Consider the following 15,452-nt stretch of genomic DNA (forward strand, 5'->3'; position numbering starts at 1 on the left):
AGGGATTCTTAAAATTATTAAGGAGTTGCTTTCACTGCATCATACATCATAGAATCTTTCTGTTGATCTGTATAATCGTATTTGTACTGATAAAATGAAGACTCCCAGTCTCCATAACCGGTATTTGGAATGATGATGAATTTTTTACCAAATTCATTAGCCGAATTTTTCACAGCTGCTGATCGTTCTGTCTCCGTTTTTTTGTCAAATATACTGGCGAAATCGGCTAGGTTATCACCTAATAACAAAACAATATTATAATTTTTAGCAACGTCGTTGCGTCGGTTTTCTTTGCTGCTTTCTTTTGAACGAAGAATAAGGTTGGCTTCATTTTGAAGAGGGAAATCGTATTTCTTCAAATTTTTCATGGTTCCTGCACGTTCCTGTTCTACGCGGTTGGTAATGTAAAAAACCTGAACTCCTTTTTTTGCGGCATACTGGTAGAATTCCTGTGCGCCGGTAAGAGGTGTTGCAATGCCTTTGGCAGTCCATTCTTCCCATGTTTTCTGATCATAATTCTTTCCCATTTTTGAACGCTCAACAGCATAATAAGAATTGTCTAAAAAAGTCTCATCAATATCCGAAACAATAGCCAAAGGCTTATCTGATTTTTGAGCTAAGGCCTCATCCAGACGGAGTTTGGCAATATTATAAGCCTGCAGACAAAGAGCTTTATACTCAGCTGCCCGTTGCTGATAAAAAGCCGAATATATTTTTCCGTTGTGTCCCAGGTTCTGGTAAGGAGCATTATTAGCAGAAGCCGTTGGAGCCGCTGTTTTGCATGATGTCATCAAAACAAAGAAACAGCTTGCGATAATGAAGTTAAAATTTTTCATTGAAATAAAATAAGAGCTACAAAATTATAACAATTTGATTTTTATAGCAAGTATTTCTCGACGCTATTTAAGTTTGATGATTGAAGTACCGTGTAATAAATGGAGCAGAATTAGAAATCTGGAAACTAAATGTTTTTAGTTGAGCGGGACGATTATAAGCGACAAACCTCACAATGAGAATTGCAAGGCTTGTTTATTTTTCAGTGTTAAAATTGAACTTCGATTGTTTAAGAGTTAATTGAGAAAGGACCGCATGAACATAGGCCGGTAGAATCACAAATACCTCCTTCTAAACCAAAAGATATACATTGATTATTACAATTCATTGGATTACATACGGGAGGTAAACCACCTGCTAAAATAATTTTCATTTCATTTCTCTTAAGAGTGTTGTGTTGCTTTTTGAATGCTTTCATGTTATTTGTTTTTTAGTTTTAGTGATTCAAATATAAAAAATCTTTGTTTATTTCATTATAAATGTGAATTTTTTTTGTTTTGTCTTGATTTGAGAATGATCAGATGTATCTTGCATGTATTCGCATTTTAAGAAATGAATAAAACAAAAAACCTCACCATAAAAAATGATGAGGTTTTTATTAAGCGCGAAAGTATGGTACATTCTTTTACTTATTGATTAGAATGGCACGCCATTGAACAGACTCCAAATTGGAATTAGTAAAAAGCCGGCTTATCGCCATAAACACCCGGCTTATTGACACCCACGCTTGATTTTATATCTTTTTCAGGATGCTCAATAATGCCAGTAATATAGGCTGCTACTGCCTTTCTTGCCACTTCCGTACCTTTGAATGGTTCGCCTTTTTGTGTGGTTTCATAATCTGTTTCATCAGCGTTGGTCAGCCAGGACGGACGAACAATCGTATAGTCCAAATCCGATTTTTCAATAATGTCAGCCGCTTTGCGGTAAGGAATTAAGTCAGAACCAATCATTCTTTCATTCCACTGACCGAACTTACCAGCCACTTCTTTATAAATGCCCAATGAGGTTACGAATATTAAACGCTTCACATGATGGGCATCCATTGCAGAAACAATTTCTTTTGCCATTTTATCTACTGCTCCCGCAAGGTTGGCATAAACAATATCCTGCCCTTTGATTGCTTCGTTCAAATCATTTGTGTTTAATACATCGCCTTCAATGATTGTTGCTGATGTTTCAAAATGTTTTATAGGGTCGGCATTTCTTGCAAACAAGGTTAATTCTATATTCTCCTTAGTGGCAAGAAATGTGATAACATGTTGTGCAATTGCTCCATTTGCACCTAATACCAATGCTTTCATTGTTTTCATTTTTATATTTTAGCCTTCGTTATATTCTTTATCCGTCACAGGCTCCATCCAGTTTACCAATCCCTTTTCGGCATTGATGCCAATAGCCGTATGTATCATTACTTCATCTGGAGATGCACCGTGCCAATGTTTAATGCCAGGCATGATGTTTACAAAATCCCCTGCTTTTATTTTTTGTACAGGCTTGCCCTCTTCCTGATAGTAGCAGATGCCTTCACGTACCAGTAAAATCTGATTGCTTCCGTGTGTATGCCAGTTATTGCGTGTGCCGGGTTCAAATAGCACCTCGCCTATGTAGGCATCAGTTTTATCATCCGGGAACACATAGTTTTTCAACCACGCTTTGCCTGTAAAATATTCCTGCTGCGCAGGGACAAACCCCATTGCTGCGATTTCTTTTTCTGTATACGTTGCCATTTTATTTTCAATTTTAAATGCCAATGCTTACCGAAACGGGGCATTGGCATTATATTTTAAAGATTTTCTTTGAAGAAGGGAATTGCTTTCTCCAATGCCTGTTTTACAGGTTCTGGCTGGTCATACAAATCATAGTGCGAAAAGCCTTTGACCACTACAAGATCCTTTTTTGTGGAAGCTGCACGACGTATAATTTCATATCCGTCCCTAAACGCCCCGAAACCTCCGGGCTTGTCACCGATTACCACAAGGATAGGTTGTGTCAGTAAAGTTTCAGACAGGTAGAACGCATCCCAACCCATTCCTATACTCATACGGGAATATACGGCACTAGTCGCTCCGCCTTTTGTTTGTCCCCGGGAAGTTTTATAATAATCGGTTGCTTCCAATATATCTATATCTTCTATACCTGCTTCTTTTCCTGCTGCTACGCTATCTGGAAGCATATTGATGGTCAGTAAATCCCCGCCTTTTGCTTCCGCAGAACGTTGGGCAGCTACATTGTTGAGCACTTCCATCGGGCTTCCGCCTGCAAAGCCGTCACGCAGCAAGCGACCGAAATTAACCCCTGTAATAGATACAACCGCTTTGATACGTCGTTCGGTCATTGCAATGTTCAGTGAATAGGCTCCACCACCACAAACACCCAGAATGCCGATTTTGTCAGCATCTACATAAGGCAGCGTTTCGAGATAATCAATAGCATAACGCACATCATCTGTGCGCTGATACGGGTTTTCAATGTATCTCGGTGTACCACCGCTTTCACCCTGAAAAGAAGCATCAAATGCAAGTACCACAAATCCTGCTTCTGCCAATGCCTTACCATACACATTACCTGCCGTTTGTTCTTTACAGCTTCCAATCGGGTGCATTGTTACCACTGCTGCATATTTTTTGTTTTTGTCAAAATCTGTCGGGAAGTGCAAAATTCCTGCATTGTCCCAGGCTATATTCTTGAATTTTATCGTTTTCGTACTCATTGTTCTATTGTTTAAGATTAAAAAAGCCGGAAGATGTTTGCCAAACACGTCCGGCTTTTCTTAAAAGGTTGTAGTAATTATGCAAGGTTTTTCTCGAAGAACGGAACCAATTGGCCAACCGCTTCATTCACTTCATTTTCGCCATCATACAAGGTCATATGATTGGCTCCCTCTACTACATATTTGGTTTTGTCAGTAGAAGCTGCACGAGAAACCAGGTCTTCACTCATCCATGCACTGCCTGCATTACTTCCCACAATTACCAATAAAGGTTGTGTAAAGAATGCTTCTGCTTTATTATACGCATCGTAAGTGATGATTTGCGTAAGGCTTCTCAGCGTTGTCCAGCCCGGTGCTGTAGGGTATTGACAACGGTTGGTGTGGTAGTATTCCCAAGCCTCTCTTAATTCTTCGTTCGGTGCATCTTCCTCTTTCATCGGAGCCAAAGGCATTGTTTGCTCTTCGCCTTTTGTTTCTGCTGTTCTTGCATTAGCCCCCGCCAATAAATAAGGCATTGCATCTGCATCTTTTATATTGTTTTCCCAGCCGTTACGGAACATTGAACCGATATTAACTGCACTTACCATTCCTACAGCTTTGATACGATGGTCATTGATAGCTGCATTGGCGGTATAGCCGGCACCAGCACAAATTCCCATTGCACCGATATTTTCCTGGTCAATGTAGGGTAATGTTGTTAAGTAATCTATTACCGCACTTACATCTTCTGTACGGATATACGGATTTTCCAACTGGCGTGGTTCTCCGGTGCTTTCTCCTTGATATGACGCATCATAAGCTATGCTTACAAAGCCTTGCTCTGCTAGTTTTTTTGCATATAGTCCTGATGCCTGCTCCTTAACACCACCACCGGGATGTGAAACCACAATGACAGGATATTTCTGGTTTTCGTTAAATCCTTCAGGGAAATTGATAACGGCTGACATTGTAATGTTTCCGTTGTTGCTGTTTTTGAAATTGATTTTTTGCTGTGACATACTATTGGTTTTTAAAATGTTGTTATTCATTTTGATATAACAAATTTACTCCAACCAGCACGTCGTAAACGAAAACATATCACTTTAAGAATGAAACATTTTACGGATTTGCAAAATAAAAAAGCAACCCTATAATTGGTTGCTTTGTATAGTAGGGATATTTATAGTTTATCATTGGTTTCTGAATACTTTTGGAGATATACCGGTTTTTTGACGAAAAAATCTTGCGAAGTAGGTTGGATAATCAAATCCCAGGCTATATGCAATTTCACTTATTGAAAGCTTAGTAGTTCGTAATTTGTTCTTTGCTAATTGTATAATTCCTTCATGGATATGGTCAATAGGCGAAGTACCTGTGAAATGTTTAATCAAATCTCCAAAATAATTAGTAGATAGGTTTGCCTTTTCTGCAAAGTAACTAACGGACGGGAGCTCTGACAATCCATTTGGATTATGTAAACACATATCTAATTGTTGGTAAAAATCGGCAACGACTTTATTGTATATTTTACTTCGGGCTTCAAATTGACGTTCATAGTAAATTTGTGTATATGAAATAATAAGTGAAGCATAAGAAATCAATACTTCTTTAGAAAAGTTTTCTTTTTGATACTCTTTGTAAGATTTTGAAAACAAATCATACAAAGTTTCCTTTTCTTCAGATGTCAGAAACAAGGCTTCATGTCTTTCATAGTTGGCAAATGAAATATCCTTAACCACCTTATTGAGGAGTTTTTCGCTGATAAAAATCGCATAACCGGAAAATGAATTTTTCAAATCCCATTCAATTTTATTACCGGGTTTATCAAGATAAAGATAACCATCGGACATACTCTCAACGGGTGACTGTACTTCGATTTTGTCTTTCAGTGCCAGTAAATAAAAGTCGATTTCAGAAGGAAGTGATTTCAGTAAAATATCGGGATGTTCATCATAATGAACAACCTGTATTGTATCACTGCTAGTGCCTTTAACATTGATGTATTTCAGGAAAGATGGTATGTTATATATTTTGTCCATTACAAAACTCAGTGATTGTTAAATGTACAAAATTAGAAAATAGGTGAATGGATTTAAAGAAACATTTTACTGCAAGAATGAAACATTTTACTGATAAGGTAATTTATGGGCAAAAAAAAGAGGCAAATACCAAATAGTCGTCTCCTTAAGTGAGCGAAAGGATTCGAACCTTTGATCGTCCCTATTATAGATCGGGATGTTCTATCTCGTTTGTATTAGCAATAAATTTTTAGATTTTAAGAAATGTATATAAAACAAAAAACCTCACCATAAAAAATGATGAGGTTTTTAGTGAGCGCGAAAGGATTCGAACCTTTGACCGTCTGCTTAGAAGGCAGATGCTCTATCCAGCTGAGCTACGCACCCATTTGTAATTTTGAGAAAATTACTAAAACAGTCGGGGCGGCAGGATTCGAACCTGCGACCTCCTGGTCCCAAACCAGGCGCGATGACCGGACTACGCTACGCCCCGAATATATAAGAGAGCGGAGGGTAAGGGATTCGAACCCTTGCGACACTTTCGCGTCGACAGTTTAGCAAACTGCTCCATTAACCACTCTGGCAACCCTCCTTTTTGTTTATTTTTTAATGATCGTTGTTCTGTTATTGCGAGTGCAAATATAGAATAGATTTCTTTATTTACCAAATAAATTTCAAGAAAAATTTGTGTATTTTTGAGGTAATAAATCATTCAAAAACCAAACTGATGCGTAAAACATTATATATCATCGGATTAAGCACAATCGTTTTTTCATGTACTTCCCAGCAAAATGTGAAAAAAAATACATACAAGCCGAAAACTCCCGTGGTACAGCCAAAAACAGCAGTTAAAACTCAAACTCCAGAGGCTCCAAAACCAAAAGTTGTATCGGATCATGGAGTAGACTTTTTTACTACCAATATAGCAGACCCAACAAAAAATGATAATACGGCCAGTTATGGTTCTATTGTATCCGCAAAACCCGGAGGTTATAAAGTAGTGAAAACCTATTTCCCTGCCGTTGCGCAAAATTTCAGACAACGCTATCTGATATTACATTATACAGCAATTCCGGATGATAAATCTATTACAGTTCTTACCCAGCAGGCTGTAAGTGCACATTATCTGGTTAATAATATGGGCGATAACGAAATTTATCAGCTTGTAGATGAAAATAAGCGGGCTTATCACGCTGGCGTAAGCTCTTGGAGAAGCGACAAAAATCTTAATGATACCTCTATCGGAATTGAAATCGTAAATGCTGGTTATACTACAGATGCTGCCGGTAAAAGGACTTTTGCGCCATTTAGCGACGAGCAGATAAGAAAAGTAGCAGCATTGGCAAAGGATATTGTTATAAGATATCAGATTCCTGCCACCAATGTTCTGGCACATGCTGATATTGCCCCAACAAGAAAGCAGGATCCGGGACCAATGTTCCCATGGAAAAAATTATACGATGAATATCAGATCGGTATGTGGTACGATGAAGCGGTTAAACAAAACTTTTTTGCGATTGCACAAGAAGATTTCACGACAAGATATAACGAGCCGTCTTTTGTTTTCCTTATCCAAACTGCGTTACAAAAATTCGGATATGGAGTAGAAGCTGGCGGAAAATGGGATGATGCAACCAAGAAAACAATTGAAGCATTCCAGTACCATTATCGTCCTCAGAATTATGACGGAATGATGGATGCCGAAACATGGGCAATACTGCAAGCTTTGAATCAAAAATATCCAACAAAATAATTCAAATTAAAGCGCATCGTTTAGATGCGTTTTTGCTATCTTTAAACGATCAAAAACAGTAAAATATCTGTAATGGAAAATTTCAGAAAAGAAAGCGATCTATTGGGAGAACTGAACGTTCCGGTAGATGCTTATTATGGGGTTCAGACGCAAAGAGCAATCAACAATTTCAAAATCTCGGGACAGCTTTTGTCTTCATATCCGGATTTTATTAAAGGCCTGGCTTTTGTAAAAAAAGCTGCCGCAAAAACCAATTATGAATTAGGACTTCTTGAAGAGAGTCTGTATTTCAAAATAGCAGAAGCTTGCGATGAAATTATTGGAGGAAAATATCATGAGCAATTCCCGGTAGATATGATCCAGGGTGGGGCAGGTACTTCCATCAATATGAATGCGAATGAAGTAATTGCTAATGTAGTATTGGAAAAGCTTGGTAAAAATAAAGGAGAATATGAATTCTGTTCACCGAATGACCATATCAACCTTTCACAATCTACAAACGATGCTTATCCTACGGCCATTAAAATGGGATTGTTGCAGATGAACATCGGTTTGGTAGAAAAACTTGAGAAACTTATCACAGCTTTCCGTGCAAAAGGACAGGAGTTCCAGGATGTTATTAAGATGGGACGTACGCAACTTCAGGATGCTGTTCCAATGACGTTGGGGCAGGAATTTGAAGCTTTTGCAGCGACACTGGAAGAAGATATTTCCAAACTGAATAACAATGCAAGCCTTTTCGTAGAAGTGAATATGGGCGCAACGGCAATCGGAACAGGATTGAATGCACCGATTGGATATGCCACTCTTTGTGCTAAAAACTTAGCGCAGATTACAGGCTTTCCGATTATTTCTGCACCGGATTTGGTAGAAGCAACACCTGATACAGGATCTTATGTAATTTATTCTTCCGCAATGAAGCGTCTTGCCGTGAAGCTTTCGAAAATCTGTAACGATTTAAGGTTACTTTCTTCAGGGCCAAGAGCCGGTCTTTTTGAAATCAATCTTCCTCCAATGCAGCCTGGATCATCGATTATGCCGGGGAAAGTAAATCCTGTAATTCCGGAAGTCGTGAATCAGGTTTGCTATAAAGTTATTGGAAATGATCTTACCGTAACCTTTGCCGCAGAAGCTGGACAATTGCAGCTTAACGTAATGGAGCCGGTACTTTCTCATGCTATCATGGAAAATATCAACTTCCTTTGCAACGCCATGAATACCCTTCATGATAAGTGCATCATCGGAATTACTGCCAATAAGGAAGTGTGCCTGAATATGGTAAAACACAGCATTGGTATTGTAACAGCATTGAACCCGTATATCGGATATAAACAATCTACCCTGATTGCTAAAGAAGCATTGGAAACGGGAAAAAGCGTTTACAACCTGGTTTTGGAGAAAGGAATTCTTTCTCAGGAGAAACTGGATGAAATTCTTGATCCTAAAAACATGCTGAAACCGCATAACAAGTAATAAAAAAACAGTAAGTGGTAAATGGCAGCTTTTTGTCATTTATCACTTATTATTCATCATTTATACCATAATTCGTGAGGTTTTTAATCATAATTCCTGCCCATAACGAAGAACAGAACCTATCATTCACTCTGGATTCTTTATTACAACAAACCCATAGTGATTTTAAAATAGTGGTTGTCAATGACGGTTCTAAAGATAAAACCCCTGAAGTGATCAGGAAATATACAGAACTTGATTTTCGTTTTGAAACCATTAATCTTCAAAAATCTGAACACCAGCCGGGATCCAAAGTTGTGCATGCTTTTAAGAATGGATTGCAGACACAGACATTGGATGAGTTTGATATCATCTGTAAATTTGATGCCGATATTATTCTTCCGGAAAACTATCTTGAAACCATAGACCATGCTTTTGTAAATCACCCAGAATATGGACTTGTCGGAGGATTGTTGTATGTTGAGAAAGACGGAAACTGGGTATATGAAGGAAATTCCAATAAACATCATGTAAGAGGTCCCATGAAAGCCTATCGTAAAGAATGCTTTCTTAAAATGGGCGGCTTAAGAGAAACATTGGGCTGGGATAATTTAGATGCCATTTTACTTGAAAATTTAGGTTGGAAAGAAGTTGTAATACCGGAACTTCATGTAAAGCTTATTAAAGTAAAAGGAGCCGATTATACCATAAAACCTGCAGATTATTATGGAAGATACTTCTATTTCCTGGGATTGAACAGATTTCTGGCTTATATTGCCTCTTCAAAGGAAGCAATGAAGAGCAAATCACCAGCATTTTTCTTTGATATCATTCAATCTTATGAAAGATGCAGATCAGAAAAACTGGAATTGAAAATTTCAAAAGAAGAACAAAAAGTAGTCAATGATCAACGTTGGAAAATGTTGAAGAAAAAATGGCTGAAGATGTAATTAAATCTGATAAACCATGAATAGCAACGGGCTATGATCCTGAGCATAAGCTGGAAGCTTACGAACGAAGTTCATGAAGGAAGCCCGTTAAATCAAAAATTAAAAATCAATTGGCTTTAGCCAAAATCTAAAAATCAATTCAATAAATCAGTGAAAAAAATAGCCTACATTGAAATAGACACACACGCAGAAATTGCACAGGCATTCATAGATGTTATGGGAGGATCTCACAATTTTCAGGTAGACTATTATTTTTCAAAAAAAATTAAAGATCAGATCCGTCACAATGATGAATCTGTATTTCTGTCAGACAGTTCTATGATTTTGGATCAGTTGAAAACCAAGCACTACGATCTGATTATTATTGGTACTGTTCATCGCTTTTTTAATACCTTTTTCGCCATTACCAAAAGATACAATACAGCAATTATTGCCCATAACCTTAATTTTATAAAAGCCTCAAAATCCGATCTGATGAAAAGTATTTTCAAAGGAGATATGATGTACAGGTTGAAGCTTTGGTGGAAAGAAGGATTGTTTTATTCTTCTCAAGTGTATCAGGGAGCCACTTCTCTGTTTGTTTTGGATGAAATGCTCCTTTCCGGAAAATATCAATTTCTTCCGCTCTTTTATACAAGAGATTTTAAAAAATCTGAAAATGATAAACTGGTAGTGGTTATTCCGGGTGGTGTTTCACAAAAAAGAAGAGATTACCAATATATTTTTAAAACCATTGAACAATTAAATTCTGATCAGAATTGTGATTTTGTATTTCTTGGAAAGGCAAAAGACAGTGAATTAAAAGCACTGGAAAATTTATCTGCAAAATTACCTTCAAATAGGTCTATTACTTATTTTTCTGAAAGAGTTTCCAATAAAGATTTTGAAAAATGGATGCAGAAAGCAGATGTTCTTTGGTGTCCGATCCAACAGGAAACAGAATTCTTTAGTATAAAAGAAACCTACGGAATAACCAAGATGACCGGTAACCTTGGTGATGCAATAGGGTACGGAAAACTAGCTGTTTTTCCTGGAAATTATCAGTCTGAACTTGATTTTATTGTTGCTGAAAAAGAAAATGTCTTTGAACAACTAACCGAACTTTCGATTCAAGGATATGATTTTCAAAAATATTATGGAAGAGATGAAGTGCAGAAAAAACTGGAAAAACTGTTGAGCAGCCTTATCTCTACTTAAAATAGCAGATTTGTTTTTGTCTTTTTATCGTCTTCTTATATCTTAAAATTTAAAAATACTCTTAATAAATCTCATATTCAAATAATCTTCCAGAGGAAATATCTTTGTGAAGTAATTTCCGATGTAGATCAGTATCAAAACGACCGAAGGCTTGTAGATCAGGTTGATTAAATTACTATCGAAATTTGGCAGTACAATCGCTACCGTTATTGCCAGAGTGCAGATAATGGAAACAAAGATCATTTCAATGCTCAAGGGAGAAACCTTGAAAACAATGTAATTGAAAATGATTTTGATAACATTGTAAATAGATAATGAAATTGCCGTGGATAAAGCAATTCCTATGAGTTTAAGCTGTGTGTTTTTAATAAAATAATAATTCAATCCAATCGTTAATCCTGCTAATAAAAGCATAACAAGGATGTTGAATCTGTAATATTTTGAAAGTGAAATGATATTACCATTGAAACCGGTTGCAAGGTCTATCAACACTGCAGATCCCCAGATCCAGACCACCGGCTCGTACTCTCTCAACATCGTTCCGTTTTTAGGCATAAATTGAGTAAGATAAGGGAATCCGACCATGATGCACGAGAACAATACAGCACCTAAAAAATATAAAGATAAAGACGTTTTTTTATGAAACCTGTCCAGCTCTTCCATATCTCCGTCTGCAAGGGTTTTGTTGATGATGGGAGCCGAAATATTAAATAATCCCAATTGTGGAATAGAAATTAACGAGATCAAAGCATAGAGAACGGAATAGATTCCAACCTCTTCCATACCCATGAATTCCCCGATCATAAAGCTGTTGATGGCCAGATAATTTCCAAAAGTTCCCAGGAATCCAAAGAAACTGTAGTTGAAAAATTCTTTCCAGAAATTATTTTTCCTGAAATAATCCGTATTAAAATCGAGGTGGATCTTTTCAAGTTTATTGGTATAGTAAATATATCCCAAAAGCATCAGTGCAAATATTGCGAAAAAGAAAGCAGCTGCAATTTTTTGTGATAAGGCAAAATAATAAAACAGACAAAATGCCCCAAGATTGGCTATTTTAGGAAACAGATTGTCAAAAATATTGGAAACGACAATTCTTTTATAATTGGAGGTGTATTTATTAAAAATCGCGCAGAACGAAAGGATTAAAATTAGAGGAAGAATCATCTCTTTCATCTTCCATGCTTCGGAATGCCTGAATTTCGGATAAAAGTAGGGGAGCACAAAAAATACAACTGTAAATATGAGAAAGTTGATGAAAACAGTGGCTAGTGACAACGATAACATATTCTGTTTTTTGCCGTCTTTCTCTACCTTATGAAAAAATTTCACATTCGAATAAGAAATTCCCAACACCACAAACGGAACCAACATTTCAGCAGTAGGAAGGATATAGCGGAGTTTTCCGTAAAATTCAAAATCATTCGGGAAAATGAAAATTGCAGAAACTGTGCCCAGCAAAAAACCAATATAACCGATAATGGAATATTTGAAGCCTTGTCTCGCTACTACACTCATAAAGTTGTTTTAAGGTTTTTTAGGTATAAAAATAATATTGTTGATGTACTGAGTTTTATTTTTTTCGTCGTTTGTATTTTGTGATATAATATCTTCGGTAAGACTTTCCAGGTTGAAGCTGTTTCTGTTAAGGTATTTCGCTTCATATCCCCAGCTTTTTACTTCAGAGATCTCATTCCAGATAGGTGTTTGGTGGTGTCTTTGCTCCATTTCAACCATTAAAGTTGGTAAGAACTGTTTGATGGTTTCCTGAGCACCGTAAAGGGTTTTTATTTCATTTCCTTCCACATCAATTTTGATAAAATCGAGTCTGCTGAAATGTTCTATCGCTGCCCAGTCGTCCAGTTTTATAACCTTTACCTGTTCAGTATAGCTTTTTTCTTCGCCCTTTTCTTTGTAATCAGTATTTAATGTTCCGCGGGATGCAACCGTTTTTCCGTTGATCACAGGAACTTTAAATTCCGCCATCGTATTCTCGTCAGAAAGTGCCAGAGGAAGTACCCGCATGGCAGGAAATAATCTCTTCAATCTTAGATATAGCTTTTTATTGGGTTCGAAAGCATAAATATGCTCATGATCCAGCTTGTTTTCCAATTGATAAAGAAAAGTTCCGACGTTTGCCCCAATGTCCAGTATTACAGCATTTTTGGGTAAATACTCTTTGATCCATACCAATTCCGGCTCTACATTGCGTTCCGAAAAATTATCTTTATTAAGATGGTTTAAGGTCTTAAAATATCTTTTTTTATAAAAACTCGGACTTATATATTGTAGTTTTTCTGCAATTTTCTGGTATAAAGACATCCTTAACTTTTTGACGAACAGCAAAGATAAACAAAAATGCAAAACTTATCTTAAAAAATGTTAAATATAATAAATTGAAAATCAATAGATAACGTTTTGAGGGTGTTTCCCGGAAAAATGAGTTGTAACAAGTTAAGGGTTTTTAGATCATATTATTTTACTCAGAAATAGTTTGTTTGTACTGCTTGCGAAAAATTAATTATTCACCTATTTTTTTGATGAGCAAGGAAATCAAAGAAAGGGAGTATTCAAAAAATCATTGAATGGTTTCATAAGCTTAAAGATTTTTGACAAATTTTTTATGGCATTTTTGTCCAAAACTTCTTCATCTTTCAGGTGATATAAAACAATGAAATTTTTAAGCTTCAGATATTCAGCCATGGGATCTTCTTTTTCAAAACCCTGAGGAACCTTTTTTAGTTTATCATCCTGGTCAAGTTCGGGGAAATGTTTCTTGAAATCTTTTTGGTTTAAAATGGTAAGAAAATCATTTCCATAAAGAGATATTTCTTTGCGTACTTGCTTTAATACAGCAGATTCAGGCATATAAATTCCGCCTGCCAGAAAAGATTTTCCGGGTTCCAAATGAAGATAATATCCTCCTTTCTGATTGCCTTTTCCCATCCCTAAAGAAGCTCCAAAGTTGGTTTTGTAAGGAATTTTATCCTTTGAAAATCTTGTGTCTCTGTAAATTCTGAATAGTGCTTTTTTACTGTCAATTTTTGCAAGTTCCTCATCAAACCCGGACATTTCTTTAATCAAATCATCCAAAAAGGCAATGACATTTCCCTGAGATTCAGTGTAGAGATTCTTATTTTCATTAAACCATTCCCGATTGTTGTTTTTATTCAACTTTTTTAAAAAATCAAATGTTTTGGAAGAAATGCTGGCTGACATATTGTTGTTTGGTATTTGTTAAGTTTCCCGGTTGCTGATTTCATTATTCCGAAATCCCGAACCTCTATCAAAATTACAAAAAACTATTCATATCTCAATGCCTCGATCGGGTCCAGTTTCGAAGCTTTCAGAGCAGGGTAGTACCCGAAAAAGACTCCTGTCACAGCACAAACGATGAATGAAATGATAATCGAAGACTCTGTTATAAATGTAGGCCAGGATAAGAAAAAAGTGACCAGTTCTGAAGACAGAATTCCGAGAGCGACTCCAATAATACCACCCGTGATACTGATCATGACGGCCTCAATCAGAAATTGATACAGAATATCTTTTCCTCTGGCTCCGATCGACATTCTGAGCCCGATTTCTTTTGTTCTTTCTGTTACGGAAACATACATAATATTCATAATCCCGATTCCGCCTACAATTAAAGAAATACCTGCTATGGCCGATAAAAGGACGGTTAAAAGCTGGCTGGTAGAACTCATGGTAGAAATAAGTTCAGCCTGAGTTCTTACACTGAAATCATCATTACTCCCGTCAACCGGAAGTTTGTGCTGCTTTCTTAAAATTTCAGAAACCTGATCTGTAGCCTGTTGAGAAGTGTTTTCATTTGTAGAGGCAGCATAAATTGTCTGCACATAAGTGATTCCTAAAAATCTTCTTTGAACCGTATTGAAGGGAGCGATAATCACATCATCCTGATCCTGCCCGAAAGCGTTGGAGCCTTTTGGAGACAGAATGCCAATCACTTTCATCGGAACTTTGTTAAACCTGATAATGCTTCCCACAGGATCTTCACCGTTGGGAAATAGATTGGTATACACCGTTTGCCCCAAAAGACAGACTTTATTTGAAGATGTTACATCCTTTTTAGTGAAAAGATTACCAGACGCAATACCCCAGTCTCTGATGCTGAAATAATCTTCATTTACGCCCTGTAGCTGAGTAGGCCAGTTATTGGGACCACTGATAGATTGTCCGTTGGTTTGTACGGCAGGCGATACATAAGAAACATCCGGCGCTCCTTTGGAAATAGCATCAGCATCTTGGGGTTTCAATGTTTGCAACCCTGAAGCTCCAATCCTTGCGCCACCTGAAACATTCACATTACTGGAAGGACGAATGGTAATCATATTGGATCCCATGGAAGAAAGCTGGTCGCTGATACTTTTTTTTGAACCTTCACCAATAGCAGTCATAGCAATGACGGACGCAACACCGATAATGATTCCGAGCATGGTAAGAAATGCACGCAGCTTGTTTCTTAAAAGGGCTTTCCAGGCGATTCTGAAGAGGTTTGAAAGGTTCATTGCAATTGTTTTTGTTTAATTAAA

The 15,452-nt window shown here is 37.0% G+C and carries 15 protein-coding genes and 3 tRNA genes; 4 read left to right on the top strand and 14 right to left on the bottom strand.

Features of this window, described 5'->3' with window-relative positions; all coding sequences use genetic code 11:
• Positions 1 to 17: 17 nt before the first annotated feature.
• From EG342_RS12310 to EG342_RS12355, 10 genes are all read right to left on the bottom strand, one after another.
• Positions 18 to 836, bottom strand: coding sequence for a 5'-nucleotidase, lipoprotein e(P4) family (locus tag EG342_RS12310; RefSeq protein WP_103293570.1), 819 nt, complete (start codon positions 834 to 836; stop codon positions 18 to 20).
• Between the two features lie 227 nt (positions 837 to 1,063).
• Positions 1,064 to 1,252, bottom strand: coding sequence for a hypothetical protein (locus tag EG342_RS12315; protein ID WP_123868090.1), 189 nt, complete (start codon positions 1,250 to 1,252; stop codon positions 1,064 to 1,066).
• Between the two features lie 256 nt (positions 1,253 to 1,508).
• Positions 1,509 to 2,147 carry an SDR family oxidoreductase gene (locus EG342_RS12320; RefSeq protein WP_103293569.1) on the bottom strand — a complete coding sequence of 213 codons (639 nt, stop codon included), beginning with the start codon at positions 2,145 to 2,147 and terminating at the stop codon, positions 1,509 to 1,511.
• A 9-nt stretch (positions 2,148 to 2,156) separates the two neighbouring features.
• On the bottom strand, positions 2,157 to 2,564 hold the full coding sequence (locus tag EG342_RS12325; protein WP_103293608.1) for a cupin domain-containing protein: 408 nt from the start codon (positions 2,562 to 2,564) through the stop codon (positions 2,157 to 2,159).
• A gap of 56 nt (positions 2,565 to 2,620) precedes the next feature.
• Entirely contained in the window at positions 2,621 to 3,547 is a 927-nt protein-coding gene (locus EG342_RS12330) for an alpha/beta hydrolase (protein ID WP_103293568.1), read from the bottom strand.
• Between the two features lie 77 nt (positions 3,548 to 3,624).
• Positions 3,625 to 4,545, bottom strand: coding sequence for an alpha/beta hydrolase (locus EG342_RS12335; protein ID WP_103293607.1), 921 nt, complete (start codon positions 4,543 to 4,545; stop codon positions 3,625 to 3,627).
• A 171-nt stretch (positions 4,546 to 4,716) separates the two neighbouring features.
• Positions 4,717 to 5,565, bottom strand: a complete 849-nt coding sequence (locus tag EG342_RS12340) for an AraC family transcriptional regulator (RefSeq protein WP_103293567.1) — start codon at positions 5,563 to 5,565, stop codon at positions 4,717 to 4,719.
• A 292-nt stretch (positions 5,566 to 5,857) separates the two neighbouring features.
• Positions 5,858 to 5,931: transfer RNA gene (locus tag EG342_RS12345), tRNA-Arg, on the bottom strand.
• Between the two features lie 31 nt (positions 5,932 to 5,962).
• Positions 5,963 to 6,037: transfer RNA gene (locus tag EG342_RS12350), tRNA-Pro, on the bottom strand.
• 14 nt (positions 6,038 to 6,051) lie between these two features.
• Positions 6,052 to 6,136: transfer RNA gene (locus tag EG342_RS12355), tRNA-Ser, on the bottom strand.
• Positions 6,137 to 6,271: 135 nt separating this feature from the next.
• Between EG342_RS12355 and EG342_RS12360 the strand changes: the two genes are divergently transcribed.
• From EG342_RS12360 to EG342_RS12375, 4 genes are all read left to right on the top strand, one after another.
• Positions 6,272 to 7,297, top strand: a complete 1,026-nt coding sequence (locus EG342_RS12360; protein WP_103293566.1) for an N-acetylmuramoyl-L-alanine amidase — start codon at positions 6,272 to 6,274, stop codon at positions 7,295 to 7,297.
• Positions 7,298 to 7,369: 72 nt separating this feature from the next.
• Positions 7,370 to 8,770 carry an aspartate ammonia-lyase gene (gene aspA / locus EG342_RS12365; RefSeq protein WP_103293565.1) on the top strand — a complete coding sequence of 467 codons (1,401 nt, stop codon included), beginning with the start codon at positions 7,370 to 7,372 and terminating at the stop codon, positions 8,768 to 8,770.
• Between the two features lie 74 nt (positions 8,771 to 8,844).
• Positions 8,845 to 9,699: a glycosyltransferase family 2 protein gene (locus tag EG342_RS12370; protein WP_103293564.1), complete on the top strand. Its 855-nt coding sequence runs from the start codon at positions 8,845 to 8,847 to the stop codon at positions 9,697 to 9,699.
• 150 nt (positions 9,700 to 9,849) lie between these two features.
• Positions 9,850 to 10,896, top strand: a complete 1,047-nt coding sequence (locus EG342_RS12375) for a hypothetical protein (RefSeq protein WP_103293563.1) — start codon at positions 9,850 to 9,852, stop codon at positions 10,894 to 10,896.
• Positions 10,897 to 10,938: 42 nt separating this feature from the next.
• Here EG342_RS12375 and EG342_RS12380 read toward each other — a convergent pair whose 3' ends face one another.
• The 4 genes from EG342_RS12380 to EG342_RS12395 all read right to left on the bottom strand — a co-directional run bounded on the left by EG342_RS12380 (position 10,939) and on the right by EG342_RS12395 (position 15,428).
• Entirely contained in the window at positions 10,939 to 12,414 is a 1,476-nt protein-coding gene (locus EG342_RS12380; RefSeq protein WP_103293562.1) for a lipopolysaccharide biosynthesis protein, read from the bottom strand.
• Between the two features lie 9 nt (positions 12,415 to 12,423).
• On the bottom strand, positions 12,424 to 13,218 hold the full coding sequence (locus EG342_RS12385; RefSeq protein WP_103293561.1) for an FkbM family methyltransferase: 795 nt from the start codon (positions 13,216 to 13,218) through the stop codon (positions 12,424 to 12,426).
• A 231-nt stretch (positions 13,219 to 13,449) separates the two neighbouring features.
• Positions 13,450 to 14,115 carry a DUF2461 domain-containing protein gene (locus EG342_RS12390; protein WP_103293560.1) on the bottom strand — a complete coding sequence of 222 codons (666 nt, stop codon included), beginning with the start codon at positions 14,113 to 14,115 and terminating at the stop codon, positions 13,450 to 13,452.
• A gap of 83 nt (positions 14,116 to 14,198) precedes the next feature.
• Positions 14,199 to 15,428, bottom strand: a complete 1,230-nt coding sequence (locus EG342_RS12395; protein WP_103293559.1) for an ABC transporter permease — start codon at positions 15,426 to 15,428, stop codon at positions 14,199 to 14,201.
• Positions 15,429 to 15,452: the final 24 nt, after the last annotated feature.

It is taken from the genome of Chryseobacterium lactis (genome assembly GCF_003815875.1).
In the GTDB taxonomy this organism is placed as follows: Bacteria; Bacteroidota; Bacteroidia; order Flavobacteriales; family Weeksellaceae; genus Chryseobacterium; species Chryseobacterium lactis.